This is a genomic window from Limnohabitans sp. B9-3, assembly GCF_002778325.1.
Lineage (GTDB): Bacteria > Pseudomonadota > Gammaproteobacteria > Burkholderiales > Burkholderiaceae_C > Limnohabitans > Limnohabitans kasalickyi.
In genome coordinates this window covers 234,163-250,644 of record NZ_NESI01000001.1, presented here as the reverse complement: position 1 = coordinate 250,644, position 16,482 = coordinate 234,163, and the positions used below count along the sequence as shown (strand labels likewise).

Sequence of the window (16,482 nt, the reverse complement as noted above, 5' to 3'; positions counted from 1 at the left end):
AGAGCACGGTCGTGCTAAAACATCGCATTCGTCAAACTAAAGGAACCCGTCATGGATTTGGCCTTCACCCCGGAAGAAGAGGCTTTTCGCCAAGAAGTGCGTGCTTGGGTGCACGCCAATTTGCCCAAAGATTTGTCGCACAAGGTGCACAACGCGCTGCGTCTGACGCGTGAAGACATGCAGCGTTGGGCCAAGATTTTGGGCGCTAAAAACTGGTTGGGCTACGGTTGGCCCACGCAGTTTGGCGGCCCCGGTTGGACAGCGGTGCAAAAGCATTTGTTCGAAGAAGAGTGCGCGTTGGCCGGTGCCCCGCGCATCGTGCCGTTTGGCCCCGTGATGGTGGCGCCTGTGATCATGGCGTTTGGCAATGCCGAGCAACAACAGCGCTTCTTGCCTGGCATCGCCAGCGGCGATGTGTGGTGGAGCCAAGGCTACAGCGAGCCGGGTTCGGGCTCTGACCTGGCCTCGGTCAAAACCCGCGCCGAGCGCGTGGGTGACAAGTACATCGTGAACGGCCAAAAAACGTGGACCACCTTGGGCCAGTTTGGCGAGTGGATTTTTTGCTTGGTACGCACCAGCAACGAGGGCAAGCCCCAGACCGGCATTTCGTTTTTGCTGATCGACATGAAGTCTCCCGGCGTGAGCGTGCGACCCATCAAGCTGCTCGACGGCGAGTGTGAGGTGAACGAGGTGTGGTTCGACAACGTCGAAGTACCCGTCGAAAACTTGGTGGGCGAAGAGAACAAGGGTTGGACGTATGCCAAGCATTTGCTGGCGCACGAGCGCACCAACATTGCCGACGTGAACCGCGCCAAGCGCGAGTTGGAGCGTTTGAAGCGCATTGCCAAGGCCGAGGGCGTGTACGACCCCGCCACGGGTGGTGCAGAAGCTCAACGCTTCCGCGACGAAGTGGCCAAGCTGGAGGTGGATGTGGTGGCGCTGGAAATGCTGGTGCTGCGTGTGCTGTCGGCCGAGAAGTCAGGCAAGCAGTCGCTGGACATCGCGGGCTTGCTCAAAATCAAGGGCAGCGAAATTCAGCAGCGTTACAGCGAGTTGATGATGTTGGCGGCTGGCCCTGCCAGCGTGCCGTTCATTGAAGAGGCCATGCAAGCCGGTTACCAAGGCGATCAAGCGCTCAGCAGCTTGTGGCCCAACGGCGACATGGGCAGCGCGCCTTTGGCGTCGACCTACTTCAATATGCGTAAAACCACCATTTACGGCGGCTCTAACGAGGTGCAACGCAACATCGTGGCGCAAGTGGTGCTGGGCTAAACACAAGGATTCATCATGGATTTCAATTTTTCTGACGACCAAGAACAACTGCGCGATGCGGTGCGCAAATGGGTGGATAAAGGCTACGACTTCGAGCGTCGCCGTGGCATCGTGGCTGCGGGCGGCTTTTCGCGCGAGGCCTATACCGAGTTGACCGAGCTGGGCTTGGGCGGCTTGTATGTCTCTGAAGAGCTGGGCGGTTTGGGCATGGGTCCTGTCGAGGGCATGGTGGTGATGGAGGAGTTGGGGCGCGGCATCGTGCTTGAACCTCTGGCACACACCCTGATTGCGGGCGCGGTGTTGACGGGTTATGCGCCTGCTGACGTACAAGCCGAGTGGTGCGGCAAAGTGGCCTCCGGCGAAGCTTTGGTGGTGCTGGCGCAGCAAGAGCGCGCAGGGCGCTACAACTTGGCAGCTTGTAAAACACAAGCCACGCCAGTGGGCACGGGCTGGACGTTGACGGGTGCCAAGAGCGTGGTGCCCGCAGGTGACATGGCCGATGCGTATTTGGTGCCTGCGGTGGCCAACGGCAAATTGGCGTTGTTCATCGTGGCGCGCGCGTCCGCTGGCGTGTCGGCCAAGGGCTATGTGTCGCAAGACGGCAGCCGCGCGGCAGAACTGCATTTGAACAACGCTTCTGCGCAGCTGGTGACGGCCGATGGCCAAACCGCCTTGGAGCATGCTGTGGATATTGGCGTTGCTGCTTTGTGCGCTGAAGCCGTGGGCGTGATGGATAAAACCGTGACCATCACGATTGATTACATGAACATGCGCAAGCAGTTTGGTGTGGCCATCAGCAGTTTCCAAGCCCTGCGCCATCGCTTGGCCGACATGAAGATGCAGCTTGAGTTGGCCCGCTCCATGAGCTACTACGCCACCTTGAAGCTCAATGACCCCGCGCTCGAGCGTCGTCGCGCCATGAGCCGCGCCAAGTACCAATTGGGCGTGTCCATGCGTTTTGTGGGCCAACAAGCGGTGCAGTTGCACGGTGGCATTGGGGTGACCGACGAGTACATCGTCAGCCACTATTTCAAGAAGCTCACGCAACTTGAAATGACCTTTGGAGACACCTTGCACCACTTGGGCGAAGTGTCGGCGTACATGCAAGACACCGCAGGGGTGTTTGCTTAAGCGTTTCTAGGCGGTGGCGGTTTTTTGAAAGCGTGGTTGCAACACGCCTTCAATCGTCACTTGCTCGGTGAACATGGCGGCGGGGCGCACCCACAGGCCATGTTCGCCGTAGAGAGCACGGTAAACCGTCATCACCTCTAGGGTTTCGCTGTGTCTGGCGGTGCCAATCACCTCGTACAGGCCGCCTTTGTAGTGGCGGTAGAGTCCGGTTGGGGTTTCTTGGAGTGGGGTCAGGTCTTGGTCGTTCATAGGGTGGGACAATACACCCTATGCATCCAAAAGCCCTTCTTGAAGCTTGTACTGAGCTCGTTCGCCTCACTTTGAAGTTTGACCACCCTGCTGACGCGGTGGTTTCTAAGTTTTTTCGTGATTACCGTAAGACCTACGCCTTCGGCCCGCGTGAGCGCGCCGCCTTAGCCGAAACCACGTACAACGTGTTGCGCAACAAATTGCGCTTCGACCATTTCGCCCCTTCAGGCTCGGGGCCCAAAGAGCGCCGTTTGGCGATTTTGGGATTTGCCCAGCATTTGAAAGAGCACGCGGCGCCTCAGCCTGCGTCCAACCAACCCAAGCGTCACCAACAACCCGGCAGCCAAGCGCTGGACTTTTTGATCAGCGCCCTGAACAAGCAAGAAGCTGCCTGGCTCGAAGCTTGTGAAGCGGTGAACCCCACTGATTTGATGGATCGCCATCGCCACAACATGCCCGAGTGGTTGGTAGAGCCGCTCAAAGCCCAAGTGGGCGAGGGCTTTTGGCCGTTGGTCGAGCGTTTGAACGGCGGTGCGCCGCTCGACTTGCGCGTGAACACCTTCACCGACAAACGCGCCGATGTGCAACATGAGTTGAAGTTGGCGGGCATCAAGGCCGTGGACACGCCTTTTTCGCCTTGGGGTTTGCGGATTGAAGGCAAACCGGCGTTGTCGAATTTGGACGCTTTTGCGCGTGGCGCGATAGAAGTGCAAGACGAAGGCTCGCAGTTGTTAGCCCTGCTGCTTGACGCCAAGCGCAGCGAAATGGTGGTCGACTTTTGTGCAGGCGCAGGCGGCAAAACCTTGGCCTTGGGCGCATCCATGCGCAGCACGGGTCGTTTGTACGCCTTTGATACCTCGGCACACCGCTTGGAGTCGTTGAAGCCGCGTTTGGCGCGCAGCAAGCTCTCGAACGTTTACCCTTCGGCGATTGCGCATGAGCGCGACGAGCGCATCAAACGCTTGAGCGGCAAGATCGACCGTGTGTTGGTGGATGCCCCTTGCTCAGGTTTAGGCACATTGCGCCGCAACCCCGATCTCAAGTGGCGTCAATCGCCCAAGGCGGTGCAAGAGTTGACCGAGAAGCAGACTGCGATTCTTGCCAGCGCTGCGCGTTTGGTGAAGTCGGGTGGTCGCCTGGTGTATGCCACGTGCAGCGTGTTGCCTGAAGAGAACGAGGCCATTGCCCAAGCCTTCAGCGCGGCGCACCCTAACTTCGTGCCTTTGTCGGCCGTCGACACCTTGACCGAGCTGAAGGTGGCCAATGCCGACAAGCTTTGCACACCTGACGGCTTGTATTTGCGTCTTTGGCCCCACATACATGCCACGGATGGCTTCTTCGCGGCAGTTTGGGTAGCCAAATAAGGCTATCCCACTTAAACTCGCTGCTCGTTATTCAATTGAATTGAAAGTTTCTGACATGTTGTTACCCCAATGGGCTTGGCTTGACGCAACCTTGAACTGGTTGAGCAATGGCCTTTTGAATTTCTCTGGCTGGCAAGTTTTCTTGGTCACGATGGTGCTCACCCACATCACCATTGCCAGTGTGACCATTTATTTGCACCGTCATTCGGCGCACCGTGCGCTAGATTTGCACCCTGTCGTGGCACACTTTTTCCGCTTTTGGCTGTGGCTCACCACCGCCCAAGTGACCAAGCAGTGGACAGCGATTCACCGCAAACACCACGCCAAGTGCGAGCAAGCGGAAGACCCACACAGCCCGCATGTGCATGGCATCAAAACCGTGTTGTTCACCGGTGCTGAGCTGTACCGCAAAGAGTCCAAGAACCAAGAGACGTTGGATCGTTTCGGCCACGGCACACCCACCGACTGGATCGAGCGCAACCTCTACACCCCCCATTCCGTGTGGGGTGTGTCGTTGATGCTCATCATCAACTTGGCCTTGTTTGGCGCCTTGGGTCTCACCGTTTGGGCCGTGCAAATGATGTGGATTCCCATCACAGCCGCCGGCATCATCAACGGGGCAGCGCACTACTGGGGTTACCGCAATTTTGAGGCAACCGATGCCAGTACCAACATTTCCCCTTGGGGCATCCTGATTGGTGGCGAAGAGTTGCACAACAACCACCACACGTACCCCACATCGGCCAAGTTGTCGGTCAAGCCCTACGAGTTCGACTTAGGTTGGTTCTACATTCGAATTTTGGAAACCTGTGGTCTTGCCACCGTGAAGAAAACTGTGCCGAAATTGGCCTTTGGCGATATCAAGCCTGTGGCTGACGAAAAGACCTTAGAAGCCGTCATTGCCAACCGCTACGAGGTGATGGCCAATTACGCACGCCAATTGCGTTTGACGATGAACCAAGAGTTGTCCAACCTGCCGACCTTGCCCACTGAAGCGGTGTTGGCGGCAGCCAAGCGTTGGATGCACCGCGATGCCGAGAAGGTGCCTGCAACGGTCGCCGAGCAGTTAGCCCTTGCCCGCGCTGCCTTGCCCAATGTGGACACCATGGTGAAGATGCGTGAAGAGCTGCGCCAGTTGTGGCTCAACACCAACCTCAACCGCGCTCAGCTGGCGCAAGACCTGCAAGCGTGGTGCAAACGCGCTGAGGCCAGCGGCATTGCTGCCCTGCAAGAGTTCTCGATGCAGATGCGCGCTGCACGCGTGTAAACAATACAGCGCTCAAGACAAAGGCACCTTCGGGTGCCTTTTCTTTTGGGCGACGTCAATCCCGCACAGCTGAGCCCGCAGTGCACATGAGCTTAGTTTCGTACAGACAACAAAAAACCCGCCATCAAACGATGAGCGGGTTATTTGTTGAGGTCCAACCTGAATTACTTCAGTTTGGTTTCCTTGTATTCAACGTGCTTGCGAGCTTTGGGATCAAATTTCATGATCAACATTTTCTCGGGCATTGTTTTCTTGTTTTTGCTGGTCGTGTAGAAGTGACCTGTGCCGGCTGTCGATTCCAGCTTGATTTTTTCGCGTCCGCCTTTGGATGCCATGATCGTGTCCTTTCAGTAACTGGAATTAAGCTTGACCGCGCGAACGCAAGTCAGCCAACACGGCGTCGATGCCGTTTTTGTCGATCAAACGCAGAGCTGCGCTAGAAACGCGCAAGCGAACCCAACGGTTTTCAGTCTCTACCCAGAAACGGCGGTATTGCAGGTTAGGCAAAAAACGGCGTTTTGTTTTGTTGTTAGCGTGGGAAACGTTGTTCCCAGACATAGGGCCTTTGCCCGTGACTTCACATACGCGTGCCATGTGGACACTCCATATTCAACGGCGGTCGTTCACACGAGCGCCTCACCTCGCCAGAAAGGGTGGCGGTAACCCAACTTCGCTGAATCCAGCAAAGCCTGAAATTGTAGCGCGTTTTAAGTCGCTTTGATCAGTGAGCGCCTTGCTCTAAGAAACGCTGGGCGTCCAAAGCGGCCATGCAGCCAGTGCCAGCGCTGGTGATCGCTTGGCGGTAAATGTGGTCTTGCACGTCGCCGGCCGCAAAAATGCCAGGTACGCTGGTCATGGTGGCAAAGCCTTCAGAACCGCTCTTGGTCAGCAAATAGCCACCTTTCATGTCCAGTTGGCCTTCAAAAATGCCGGTGTTGGGTGAGTGGCCAATCGCGATGAAGCAGCCTTGGGTCGCCAAATCACGGGTGCTGCCGTCTTTCGTGCTCTTCAAACGAATGCCGGTGACGCCAGACGCGTCGCCCAAGACTTCGTCCAAGGTGCTGTGGGTTTCGAGCACGATCTTGCCTGCGGCGACTTTCTCCATGAGCTTGTCGATCATGATCGCTTCGGCCTTGAACGTGTCGCGGCGATGCACCAAGTGAACCTTGGACGCGATGTTGGACAAATACAGTGCTTCTTCCACGGCCGTGTTGCCGCCGCCCACCACGCTGACCACTTGGTCGCGGTAGAAGAAACCGTCGCAGGTGGCACAGCCTGACACGCCGCGGCCCATGAAGGCTTCTTCAGAGGGCAGACCGAGGTACTTGGCCGATGCGCCCGTGCAAATGATGAGGGTGTCGCAGGTGTAGGTGCCGCTGTCGCCCGTCAAAGTGAAGGGGCGCTTGGAGAAATCGACTTTGTTGATATGGTCAAACACGATCTGGGTGTTGAAGCGCTCCGCGTGTTGCTGAAAACGTTGCATCAGCTCGGGGCCTTGCACGCCGTGCACGTCGGCGGGCCAGTTATCGACTTCGGTGGTGGTCATCAATTGGCCGCCCTGGGCCATGCCGGTGATCAGCAGGGGCTTCAAATTGGCGCGTGCTGCGTAGACGGCGGCTGTGTAGCCAGCAGGGCCAGAGCCGAGAATCAAAACTTGAGCGTGTTGGGAATTAGACATGAGGCGCGCTATCCAAAGAGACAATAAGAGCTAGATTGTAAGAAAGCCCCCATGGCCCTGCGTTGCGTCAGGCTGCCTCTCGGGTAAGCTCTCTCTTGAAACATGACTTACTCGCTCAACACCCTCAAAAACGAAACCCGCGCTTCTGGCGCTGACAAGGACCGCGAACCGACTGGCTGGCGACGCTTTGCGCAAGAAATTGCGCTGACCGCTGGCTTTGTGTTCATGACCTTTTGGTTTTTGGCCCTGATCACCCATTCGCCACTGGACCCTGCTTGGACCACGTCGGGGGCGGGTGGCACAGTGCGTAACTTTGGCGGCCGCTTGGGCGCATGGTTGGGCGACATGAGCTTCTTTTTGCTGGGCTACTCGGTGTGGTGGTGCTTTGCAGCGGCCAGTGTGGCCTGGCTCTCCGCCTTGGCCGACCGTTTGCGTGATGACGATTCGGTACACGACGACCCTGTCGGTTGGCGCTACACCCAGTTCGCGTTTTGGATAGGCTTGGCTTTGTTGCTGATTTGCAGCGCAGGTTTGGAGTGGACGCGTTTGTACCGCTTTGAAGACCGCTTGCCCGGCCATGTCAGCGGCGGTGTGCTGGGCTATGTGGTGGGCCCATCCAGCTTGAAGTGGTTGGGCTTCAACGGATCGGGTTTGATTTTTATTGTGTTTGGCGTGGTGGGTGCCTCGTGGGTGTTTCGCTTTTCGTGGGCTCAGACCGCTGAAAACTTAGGCGCTTGGTTGGACGGTGCCATCGAGACGTGGCGTGAACGCCGTGAGCGTGAGCAAGACGTGGCCTATGGTTTGGTCGCTGCCCGTGAGCGCGAAGAAGTGGTGTTTGAAGAACGTGTGGACATCAAAGAGCACCCGCCTATCGCCGTGCACATTGAGCCCGAAGTGATCGAGGTGCCTAAGAGTGCACGCGTGGCCAAAGAACGCCAAAAAACCTTGTTCACCGACGCGGCGACCGACTCCCGTTTACCGCAAGTCGATTTGCTGGACGACCCCCTCATTCGCCAAGACACCGTGGCCCCCGAAACGCTGGAAATGACCAGCCGCATGATTGAGAAAAAACTCAAAGACTTCGGCGTGGAAGTGCGTGTGGTGGCGGCGTCGCCTGGCCCTGTGATCACCCGTTACGAAATTGAGCCCGCCACTGGCGTGAAAGGTTCGCAAGTGCTGAACCTCGCCAAAGACTTGGCGCGTTCGTTGTCGCTGGTGTCCATTCGCGTGGTCGAAACCATTCCCGGTAAAAACTACATGGCGTTGGAGCTGCCCAATGCCAAGCGTCAGTCCATTCGCCTCAGCGAAATTTTGGGCTCCGATGTGTACAACGAATCCAAGTCCATGCTCACCATGGGTTTGGGCAAAGACATTGTGGGTAATCCCATCGTGGCTGACTTGGCCAAGATGCCCCACGTCTTGGTGGCGGGTACCACGGGCTCAGGTAAGTCGGTGGGTATCAACGCCATGATTTTGTCCTTGCTCTACAAGGCCGAAGCGCGCGATGTTCGCCTGCTGATGATCGACCCCAAGATGTTGGAAATGTCGGTGTACGAAGGTATTCCGCATTTGCTAGCCCCCGTGGTGACCGACATGCGTCAAGCTGCACACGGCCTGAACTGGTGCGTGGGCGAAATGGAGAAACGCTACAAGCTCATGAGCAAACTGGGCGTGCGTAACCTCGCGGGCTACAACGCCAAGATTGACGAAGCCGCCGCGCGTGAAGAGTTCATCTACAACCCCTTCAGTTTGACCCCCGATCAGCCCGAGCCCTTACAACGCCTGCCGCACATCGTGGTGGTGATTGACGAGTTGGCCGACTTGATGATGGTGGTGGGCAAGAAGATTGAAGAGCTCATTGCACGCTTGGCGCAAAAGGCCCGTGCAGCAGGCATCCATTTGATTTTGGCCACACAACGTCCTAGTGTGGACGTGATTACCGGTCTGATCAAAGCCAACATTCCCACGCGTATTGCGTTTTCGGTGGGCTCCAAAATTGACAGCCGCACCATCCTCGACCAAATGGGCGCAGAGGCCTTGTTGGGCATGGGTGACATGTTGTACATGGCCAGCGGCACAGGCTTTCCGGTGCGGGTGCACGGTGCGTTTGTGAGTGACGAAGAAGTGCACCGCGTCGTGAACTACTTGAAGAGCAAAGGTGAGCCCGACTACATCGAAGGCGTGCTCGAAGGTGGCACGCTCGATGGCGACGGCAATGCTGCAGGCCCCGATTTGTTTGGTGATGCACCCGCTGAAAAAGACCCCATGTACGACCAAGCCGTCGAGGTGGTGCTCAAAAACCGCAAGGCCAGCATTTCGCTGGTGCAGCGCCATTTGAAGATTGGCTACAACCGTGCGGCCCGTTTGGTGGAAGACATGGAAAAAGCCGGCATGGTCAGCGCCATGAGCAACAACGGCCAGCGCGAAATTTTGGTACCTAAAAGAGATGAATAAGCAAGATGCGCAGGATCCGGCCGAAAGCGGCATGGTCATCAATTTGGCTTTTTTAAAACGCGGCATACGTCGCGGTGGTGCTGTGCTCGTCGTCTGCGCCTTGAGTGCCAGCCTGGCCTGTGCCAGCAGCTTAGACACGCTAGAGCGATTTTTAAAAGCCACCCAAAGCGGACGCGCCGATTTCACCCAAGTGGTCACGCCGCCCGCCAAATCTGGGCAGACTGTGCGCGGCAAAACATCGACAGGCACTTTTGCCTTTGTACGGCCCTCGCGCTTTCGTTTTGATTACCAAAAACCGTTCCCCATGGTCATCGTCGCCGATGGTCAAACCTTGTGGCTCTACGACGCCGACCTAGAACAAGTGACAGCCCGCAAGCAGGCCCAAACCTTGGCCAGCACGCCTGCTGCCTTGGTGGCCACGGCCGCCGACTTGGGCGCTTTGCAAAAAGACTTTACCTTGACCGCCGAGCCCGATGCCGAGAGCCTGCAATGGGTGCTAGCCACGCCCAAAGCCCGCGACAGTGCCTTGCAGTCGGTTCGCATCGGCTTGCGCCTCGACGGCGGTTACGCAGCCTTGGCCAAGCTGGATATTTTGGATGCCTTGGGCCAGCGCTCGGTGCTGAGTTTTGAGCGGTTCGAAGTCAACCCCAGCAGCTTGGGGCATGCCGCTTTTAATTTTGTGCCGCCCAAAGGCGTTGATGTGGTGCGCCCTTGAGGCGTGCAGTGGGTGAGTACTGAGGTCGGCATTCAGCGCAGCCCGAACGTGTTGTTGGGCTTGCCGCCGTTGCTTGATGCCCGCACGCGGGTGGTGGTTTTGGGCAGTTTTCCGGGGGTTGCATCGCTGAAGTCACAGCAGTACTACGGCCATCCTCACAACCAATTTTGGAAAATCATGGTCGCTTTATTGGCCCCCGATCGACCTGACGTGTTGACGCTTGCCTATGCCGAACGTGCGCAATGGTTGCTGGCCCAAGGCGTCGGTTTGTGGGACGTTTACGGGTCGTGTGAGCGCGAAGGCAGCTTGGACAGCCGCATTCAAAACGCCGTGCCCAACGACTTGCTCAGCTTACGCGTGCGTTGCCCCGCCTTGGTGGCGATTGGCCACAATGGCGGCGAGAGTTTCAAACACGCGGTGCTGACCCGCGCTTTGGGCTTGCCGGTGTCTCGCTTGCCATCTACCAGCCCAGCCCATGCGTCATGGTCGTTGGAACGTAAATTGGCGGCTTGGCGTGAATGGCTGGACAGCACGCCCTGCATGCTCGCGCCTAACGATCACGCTTGAAACGCTCGGTACACTTTCTCGACCTTTGACGACACCCCACATTCTTGTGAATACCACCCACACCCCCCTCGCTGAACGTCTGCGGCCGCGCACTTTAGGTGAGGTCATCGGCCAGCAGCATGTGCTGGGCGAGGGCATGGCGCTGCGTGTGGCGTTTGAGTCGGGGCAACCGCACAGCTGCATCTTGTGGGGGCCGCCCGGCGTGGGCAAAACCACCATCGCCCGTTTGATGGCCGATGCGTTTGATGCGCAGTTCTTGTCGATCAGCGCGGTGTTGGGCGGCGTGAAAGAAATTCGCGAAGCGGTGGATTTGGCCATCGCCCAGCGTGATGGCATCGACCCCAAGCGCACCATCATGTTTGTGGACGAGGTGCACCGCTTCAACAAAAGCCAGCAAGACGCGTTTTTGCCGCACGTCGAATCGGGGTTGTTCACCTTCATTGGCGCGACCACCGAGAACCCTTCGTTCGAGGTGAATTCGGCCTTGCTGTCTCGCGCTGCGGTGTATGTGTTGCAGTCGCTGAGCGAGCAAGATTTGGGGCAAATCATTGCCAAAGCGCAAGCCATGGGTGCGGTGCCTGCGCTGGATGAAGCCGCCTTGCAGCGACTCATTGCCTACGCCGATGGCGATGCCCGCCGCTTGCTCAACACGCTGGAAACCTTGGCGGTGGCGGCCAACCGAGAGAAGCTAGAAGCCATCAACGACGCATGGCTGATGCGCGTGCTGGGCGAACGCATGCGCCGTTACGACAAAGGTGGCGAACAGTTTTACGACACCATCAGCGCCCTGCACAAGTCGGTGCGCGGCTCAGACCCCGATGCGGCTTTGTATTGGCTGGTGCGCATGCTCGATGGCGGCGCTGAGCCCAAATACATGGCCCGCCGCTTGATTCGCATGGCCGCCGAGGACATCGGCTTGGCTGACCCACGCGCCTTGCGCCTGGCGCTGGATGCCGCCGAGGTGTATGAGCGCTTAGGCTCGCCTGAGGGCGAGCTGGCGCTGGCCGAGTGTGTGGTGTATTTGGCAGTCGCCCCCAAATCGAACGCGGTCTACAAAGCCTACAAAGAAGCCAGGGCCCTGGTCAAGAAAGACGGCACGCGCCCCGTGCCCATGCACCTGCGCAACGCCCCTACCAAAATGATGAAAGACATGGACTGGGGCAAGGGCTACCGCTACGCCCATGACGAAGAAGATGGCTTTGCGGCGGGCGAAAACTACATGCCCGAAGGCTTGGAAAGTACGGGCTTTTACCGTCCCGTGGAGCGCGGTTTAGAGATCAAAATCGCTGACAAATTGCGCCAATTGCGCGACAAAAACCAACAAGCAGGTAAATAACAAATGGACGTCTTGCTTCAACAAGTCATCAACGGCTTGGTGCTGGGCAGCATGTACGCGTTGGTGGCGCTGGGCTACACCATGGTCTACGGCATCATCAACCTCATCAACTTCGCGCATGGTGAGGTGCTGATGATCGGTGCTTTGTGCAGCTGGTCGGTCATCGGCCTTTTGCAGCCTCTCATGCCTGACACACCGGGTTGGGTGATCTTGCTGATTTCCATGGTGGTGGCCTCGGCTGCAGCCGCTGCGCTGAACTTTGCGATTGAAAAAATCGCTTATCGACCTTTGCGCAATGCGCCCAAGTTGGCCCCACTCATCACCGCGATCGGCATGTCGATCTTGTTGCAAACCATCGCCATGATTGTGTGGAAGCCCAATTACAAATCGTTTCCCACGCTGTTGCCCAGCACGCCCATTGCCATTGGCGAGGCGGTCATCACACCCACGCAGATCATGATTTTGGCGGTCACAGCCATGGCGCTGGCTGTGTTGTCTTGGTTGGTCAACCGCACCCAGCTCGGACGTGCCATGCGTGCCACGGCAGAAAACCCGCGCGTCGCCAGCTTGATGGGCGTGAAGCCCGACACGGTGATTTCGGCCACCTTCATCATCGGTGCGGTGCTGGCCACCATCGCGGGTGTGATGTGGGCGTCGAACTATGGCACCGTGCAGCACGCGATGGGCTTTTTGCCGGGTCTGAAAGCCTTCACAGCTGCCGTGTTTGGTGGCATTGGCAATTTGGCCGGCGCTGTGGTGGGCGGGCTGCTGTTGGGTCTGATTGAGTCGATCGGTTCGGGTTACTTGGGCGCTTGGACGGGGGGCGTGTTGGGCAGCCACTACACCGACATTTTGGCGTTCATCGTGCTCATCGTGGTGTTGACGCTACGGCCTTCGGGCCTGTTGGGCGAGCGTGTGGCAGATCGGGCTTGACGGACATGACACAGACTTATCTTTCTAAACGCGGGCTCAACCAACCTTGGCTCATCTTGGGCTTGGCGTTGGTGTTGCCCTTGGTGCTGCAAAGCTTTGGCAACGCTTGGGTGCGCATTGCCGACATGTCGCTGCTCTATGTGTTGCTGGCACTGGGCCTGAACATCGTGGTGGGCTACGCCGGTTTGCTGGATTTGGGGTATGTGGCCTTCTTTGCGGTGGGCGCTTACTTGTTTGGTTTGATGGCCTCGCCCCATTTGACCGAGACGTTTCCCCTCATCGCCACCTTGTTTCCAGATGGCTTGCACATGAGTTTGTGGCTGGTGCTGCCTTTGGCAGCGGGCTTGGCGGGGCTGTTCGGTCTCTTGCTGGGTGCGCCCACGTTGAAGCTGCGCGGCGATTACTTGGCCATCGTCACGCTGGGCTTTGGCGAAATCATCCGCGTGTTTTTGAACAACTTGGACCACCCCGTCAACATCACCAATGGCCCCAAAGGCTTGGGGCAAATTGATGCGGTGACGGTCTTTGGCTACCCCCTGTCGCGGCGTTTGGATTTGGGCTTCTTTCAGCTGCCCTCGGTGACCCTGTATTACTACCTGTTCTTGGCCTTGGTGGTGGTGAGCGTGGTGCTGTGTTCGCGGCTCGAACACTCGCGCATCGGCCGCGCTTGGATGGCCATTCGTGAAGACGAAATCGCGGCCAAAGCCATGGGCTTGAACACCCGCAACTTGAAACTCATGGCCTTTGGCATGGGCGCGTCCTTTGGCGGTGTGTCGGGGGCGATGTTTGCGTCGTTTCAGGGCTTTGTGTCCCCAGAGTCGTTCAGCCTGATGGAGTCGGTGATGATTGTGGCGATGGTGGTTTTGGGAGGCTTGGGCCATTTGCCCGGCGTCATTTTGGGCGCGGTGTTGTTGGCCGCTTTGCCCGAAGCCCTGCGCTATGTGGCGGGGCCGTTGCAAGAGATGACGGGTGGGCGTTTGGACGCGGCCATCTTGCGTCAGCTGTTGATTGCGCTGGCCATGATCGTCATCATGCTTTGGCGGCCACGTGGCTTGTGGCCTACGCCTGAGCATGGCAAAAATTTGCCCGCAGCGGGAGGTCAAGCATGAGCAGCACCAGCACCAGCAACCCGGCCAGCACGGCCAACCCTTCTTCGAACGTGGCCCACGGACTGACCGCCGATTGGGTGTTGAATGTGTCTGGCATCTCCAAACGCTTTGGCGGTTTGCAAGCCTTGAGCGAGGTGGGCATGCGGATTGAGCGCGGTCAGGTCTATGGCTTGATTGGCCCTAACGGCGCGGGCAAGACCACGTTCTTCAACGTCATCACGGGCCTGTACACCCCCGACAGCGGTCAGTTTGAATTGGCGGGCCAGCCTTACCAGCCCACCGAGGTGCACCGTGTGGCCCAAGCGGGCATTGCACGCACCTTCCAAAACATCCGTTTGTTTGCCGAAATGACCGCACTCGAAAACGTGATGGTGGGCCGTCATGTGCGCACGCATTCTGGGTTGTTGGGTGCGATTTTCAGAACCCGTGCTTTTGTCGCCGAAGAAGCGGCGATTGAACAACGCGCGCGCGAACTGCTGGACTACGTGGGCATTGGGCCACTCGCCGATTACAAATCGCGCACGCTCAGTTACGGTGACCAGCGGCGTTTAGAAATTGCGCGGGCCTTGGCCACCGACCCGCAACTCATTGCCTTGGACGAGCCGGCAGCGGGCATGAACGCCACCGAAAAAGTGCAGTTGCGCGAGCTGATCGACAAAATTCGGCGCGACCAGCGCACGGTCTTGCTGATCGAGCATGACGTGAAGCTGGTCATGGGCCTGTGCGATCGCGTGACCGTGCTCGATTACGGCAAAGTGATTGCGCAAGGCACGCCCGCCGAGGTGCAGCGCAACGCGCAGGTGATTGACGCCTATCTCGGCACGGGAGCGCACTGATATGACCGATCACAACGCAAAGGTGCTGCTGAAGGTCAGCGATCTCAAAGTCGGCTACGGTGGCATTCAAGCCGTCAAGGGCGTGAGCTTTGAGGTGAGGCAGGGCGAGTTGGTCTCGCTCATCGGCTCCAACGGGGCGGGTAAGACCACCACCATGAACGCCATCACGGGGCTCTTGCCTTTGGGCGGCGGCCAGATTGTGTTGGCGGGCCAAAACATCTCGGGCCTTGGTCCTTGGAACCTGGTGCAACAAGGCTTGGCCATGGTGCCCGAAGGCCGTGGTGTGTTCACGCGCATGACCATCCTTGAGAACTTGCAAATGGGCGCTTATCTGCGTGACGACAAAGCGGCAATCACCGACGACATCGAGCGCGTGTTCACCACCTTCCCTCGCCTTAAAGAACGGCGCGATCAACTGGCCGGCACCTTGTCGGGCGGCGAGCAGCAAATGCTGGCCATGGGCCGTGCGTTGATGAGCCGACCCCAAATGCTGTTGCTGGACGAGCCATCCATGGGCTTGTCGCCGATCATGGTGGACAAGATTTTTGAAGTGATCTGTGAGGTCTCGGCCCAAGGTGTGACGATTTTGCTGGTGGAGCAAAATGCCAGCCGGGCCTTGCAAATTGCCGATCGTGGCTACGTGATGGAATCGGGTGTGATCACCCTCAGTGGCCCCGCGCAAGACCTGTTGCATGACCCCAAAGTACGAGCAGCTTATTTAGGAGCGTAATCACCATGACCCAGCGACTCAGTGCCGACGACATCGCCCACTACCAAACACAAGGCTTTGTGATTCCGCCTTACCGTTTGGAGCCGGAGTTGCTCAAGGGCTTGCAAGACGCCCTCAACACCCTGATTGCCAACAACCCAGGAGTGCGCCCTGAAAAGCTGGTGAGCGCCCACATTGAGGGGCGCAACGACGAAGGCGTGCACGGCAGTCAGCGCTTTTTAGAGCTTGCGATGCACAAGCCGATTGTGGATTTGGTCGAGCAATTGATAGGGCCTGACATCATCTTGTGGGGCTGTCATGTGTTTTGCAAACCGGCCAGTGAGGGGTTTGAGACACCGTGGCACCAAGACGGTCACTACTGGCCCATTCGTCCTTTGGCCACTTGTACTGTCTGGGTGGCCCTGGAGCCCAGCACGCGTGAGAACGGGTGTTTGCGTGTTGTCCCTGGTTCGCACCGTGACCATGTGTTGCACGAGCATCTGCACGAAGACCGCCAAGATTTGGTCTTGAACCAGCGCATGGCCGAAGGCACTTTCGACGAGGCGCAGGCGGTTGATTTGGAGCTGCAGCCCGGCCAGATGTCCATGCATGACGTCTACATGATCCACGGGGCCAAAGCCAACACCTCCACCCAGCGTCGAACCGGTGTGGCTTTGCGCTTCATGCCTGGCACCTCTTTGTTTGACCGTGACTTGCGCCCTATGGATGGCAAGACCGGTGTGCCCGTGAGTTTCGGCACGCGTCCTTTGTGGCTGCTACGCGGTGAAGACCGCACAGGACGCAACGATTTTCAAGTGGGGCACAGACAAGCCTAAAGTCGGTTCAAAGTCGGTTTAAAACC

At 58.0% G+C, this 16,482-nt stretch carries 17 protein-coding genes; 13 read left to right on the top strand and 4 right to left on the bottom strand.

All coding sequences use genetic code 11. The features are described 5' to 3' along the window. Positions 1-51 precede the first annotated feature (51 nt). Entirely contained in the window at positions 52-1,272 is a 1,221-nt protein-coding gene (locus tag B9Z42_RS01230; protein WP_100131513.1) for an acyl-CoA dehydrogenase family protein, read from the top strand. 15 nt (positions 1,273-1,287) lie between these two features. Then, a complete protein-coding gene (locus B9Z42_RS01225; RefSeq protein ID WP_100131512.1) occupies positions 1,288-2,403 on the top strand; it encodes an acyl-CoA dehydrogenase family protein in 1,116 nt (371 codons plus the stop codon). Between the two features lie 6 nt (positions 2,404-2,409). Here B9Z42_RS01225 and B9Z42_RS01220 read toward each other — a convergent pair whose 3' ends face one another. Then, complete coding sequence (locus B9Z42_RS01220) at positions 2,410-2,652, bottom strand: DUF1653 domain-containing protein (RefSeq protein ID WP_100131511.1); 243 nt, start codon at positions 2,650-2,652, stop codon at positions 2,410-2,412. Between the two features lie 20 nt (positions 2,653-2,672). On the opposite strand from B9Z42_RS01220, the gene B9Z42_RS01215 reads away from it, so the two are divergent. After that, on the top strand, positions 2,673-4,016 hold the full coding sequence (locus B9Z42_RS01215) for an RsmB/NOP family class I SAM-dependent RNA methyltransferase (RefSeq protein WP_100131510.1): 1,344 nt from the start codon (positions 2,673-2,675) through the stop codon (positions 4,014-4,016). 55 nt (positions 4,017-4,071) lie between these two features. Continuing rightward, complete coding sequence (locus tag B9Z42_RS01210) at positions 4,072-5,283, top strand: acyl-CoA desaturase (protein WP_100131509.1); 1,212 nt, start codon at positions 4,072-4,074, stop codon at positions 5,281-5,283. Positions 5,284-5,447: 164 nt separating this feature from the next. On the opposite strand, the gene rpmG is transcribed toward B9Z42_RS01210, so the two are convergent. The 3 genes from rpmG to trxB all read right to left on the bottom strand — a co-directional run bounded on the left by rpmG (position 5,448) and on the right by trxB (position 6,961). Continuing rightward, positions 5,448-5,618 carry a 50S ribosomal protein L33 gene (gene rpmG, locus B9Z42_RS01205; RefSeq protein WP_100131508.1) on the bottom strand — a complete coding sequence of 57 codons (171 nt, stop codon included), beginning with the start codon at positions 5,616-5,618 and terminating at the stop codon, positions 5,448-5,450. Between the two features lie 25 nt (positions 5,619-5,643). After that, positions 5,644-5,877, bottom strand: coding sequence for a 50S ribosomal protein L28 (gene rpmB / locus B9Z42_RS01200; protein WP_100131507.1), 234 nt, complete (start codon positions 5,875-5,877; stop codon positions 5,644-5,646). A 127-nt stretch (positions 5,878-6,004) separates the two neighbouring features. Next, positions 6,005-6,961, bottom strand: a complete 957-nt coding sequence (gene trxB, locus B9Z42_RS01195) for a thioredoxin-disulfide reductase (protein WP_100131506.1) — start codon at positions 6,959-6,961, stop codon at positions 6,005-6,007. Positions 6,962-7,063: 102 nt separating this feature from the next. Between trxB and B9Z42_RS01190 the strand changes: the two genes are divergently transcribed. The 9 genes from B9Z42_RS01190 to B9Z42_RS01150 all read left to right on the top strand — a co-directional run bounded on the left by B9Z42_RS01190 (position 7,064) and on the right by B9Z42_RS01150 (position 16,456). After that, positions 7,064-9,415 (top strand): DNA translocase FtsK, encoded by a 2,352-nt coding sequence (locus B9Z42_RS01190; protein WP_100131505.1) that lies wholly within the window; start codon positions 7,064-7,066, stop codon positions 9,413-9,415. 31 nt (positions 9,416-9,446) lie between these two features. Continuing rightward, positions 9,447-10,130: an outer membrane lipoprotein chaperone LolA gene (gene lolA / locus B9Z42_RS01185; protein WP_100131804.1), complete on the top strand. Its 684-nt coding sequence runs from the start codon at positions 9,447-9,449 to the stop codon at positions 10,128-10,130. Positions 10,131-10,142: 12 nt separating this feature from the next. Further along, positions 10,143-10,697, top strand: a complete 555-nt coding sequence (locus B9Z42_RS01180; protein WP_233203476.1) for a DNA-deoxyinosine glycosylase — start codon at positions 10,143-10,145, stop codon at positions 10,695-10,697. 46 nt (positions 10,698-10,743) lie between these two features. Next, positions 10,744-12,033: a replication-associated recombination protein A gene (locus tag B9Z42_RS01175; RefSeq protein WP_369806814.1), complete on the top strand. Its 1,290-nt coding sequence runs from the start codon at positions 10,744-10,746 to the stop codon at positions 12,031-12,033. 3 nt (positions 12,034-12,036) lie between these two features. Then, complete coding sequence (locus B9Z42_RS01170) at positions 12,037-12,966, top strand: branched-chain amino acid ABC transporter permease (protein ID WP_100131503.1); 930 nt, start codon at positions 12,037-12,039, stop codon at positions 12,964-12,966. Between the two features lie 5 nt (positions 12,967-12,971). After that, positions 12,972-14,075: an ABC transporter ATP-binding protein gene (locus B9Z42_RS01165; RefSeq protein ID WP_100131502.1), complete on the top strand. Its 1,104-nt coding sequence runs from the start codon at positions 12,972-12,974 to the stop codon at positions 14,073-14,075. Between the two features lie 62 nt (positions 14,076-14,137). Beyond that, positions 14,138-14,911, top strand: a complete 774-nt coding sequence (locus B9Z42_RS01160) for an ABC transporter ATP-binding protein (protein WP_233203500.1) — start codon at positions 14,138-14,140, stop codon at positions 14,909-14,911. A gap of 1 nt (position 14,912) precedes the next feature. Further along, complete coding sequence (locus tag B9Z42_RS01155; RefSeq protein WP_100131500.1) at positions 14,913-15,641, top strand: ABC transporter ATP-binding protein; 729 nt, start codon at positions 14,913-14,915, stop codon at positions 15,639-15,641. 5 nt (positions 15,642-15,646) lie between these two features. After that, complete coding sequence (locus B9Z42_RS01150; RefSeq protein ID WP_100131499.1) at positions 15,647-16,456, top strand: phytanoyl-CoA dioxygenase family protein; 810 nt, start codon at positions 15,647-15,649, stop codon at positions 16,454-16,456. Positions 16,457-16,482: the final 26 nt, after the last annotated feature.

Coding starts and splice junctions, on each gene's coding strand:
- B9Z42_RS01230 (WP_100131513.1), top strand. CDS start 52: ATGGATTTGGCCTTCACCCCGGAAGAAGAGGCTTTTCGCCAAGAAGTG.
- B9Z42_RS01225 (WP_100131512.1), top strand. CDS start 1,288: ATGGATTTCAATTTTTCTGACGACCAAGAACAACTGCGCGATGCGGTG.
- B9Z42_RS01220 (WP_100131511.1), bottom strand. CDS start 2,652: ATGAACGACCAAGACCTGACCCCACTCCAAGAAACCCCAACCGGACTC.
- B9Z42_RS01215 (WP_100131510.1), top strand. CDS start 2,673: ATGCATCCAAAAGCCCTTCTTGAAGCTTGTACTGAGCTCGTTCGCCTC.
- B9Z42_RS01210 (WP_100131509.1), top strand. CDS start 4,072: ATGTTGTTACCCCAATGGGCTTGGCTTGACGCAACCTTGAACTGGTTG.
- rpmG (WP_100131508.1), bottom strand. CDS start 5,618: ATGGCATCCAAAGGCGGACGCGAAAAAATCAAGCTGGAATCGACAGCC.
- rpmB (WP_100131507.1), bottom strand. CDS start 5,877: ATGGCACGCGTATGTGAAGTCACGGGCAAAGGCCCTATGTCTGGGAAC.
- trxB (WP_100131506.1), bottom strand. CDS start 6,961: ATGTCTAATTCCCAACACGCTCAAGTTTTGATTCTCGGCTCTGGCCCT.
- B9Z42_RS01190 (WP_100131505.1), top strand. CDS start 7,064: ATGACTTACTCGCTCAACACCCTCAAAAACGAAACCCGCGCTTCTGGC.
- lolA (WP_100131804.1), top strand. CDS start 9,447: ATGGTCATCAATTTGGCTTTTTTAAAACGCGGCATACGTCGCGGTGGT.
- B9Z42_RS01170 (WP_100131503.1), top strand. CDS start 12,037: ATGGACGTCTTGCTTCAACAAGTCATCAACGGCTTGGTGCTGGGCAGC.
- B9Z42_RS01165 (WP_100131502.1), top strand. CDS start 12,972: ATGACACAGACTTATCTTTCTAAACGCGGGCTCAACCAACCTTGGCTC.
- B9Z42_RS01155 (WP_100131500.1), top strand. CDS start 14,913: ATGACCGATCACAACGCAAAGGTGCTGCTGAAGGTCAGCGATCTCAAA.
- B9Z42_RS01150 (WP_100131499.1), top strand. CDS start 15,647: ATGACCCAGCGACTCAGTGCCGACGACATCGCCCACTACCAAACACAA.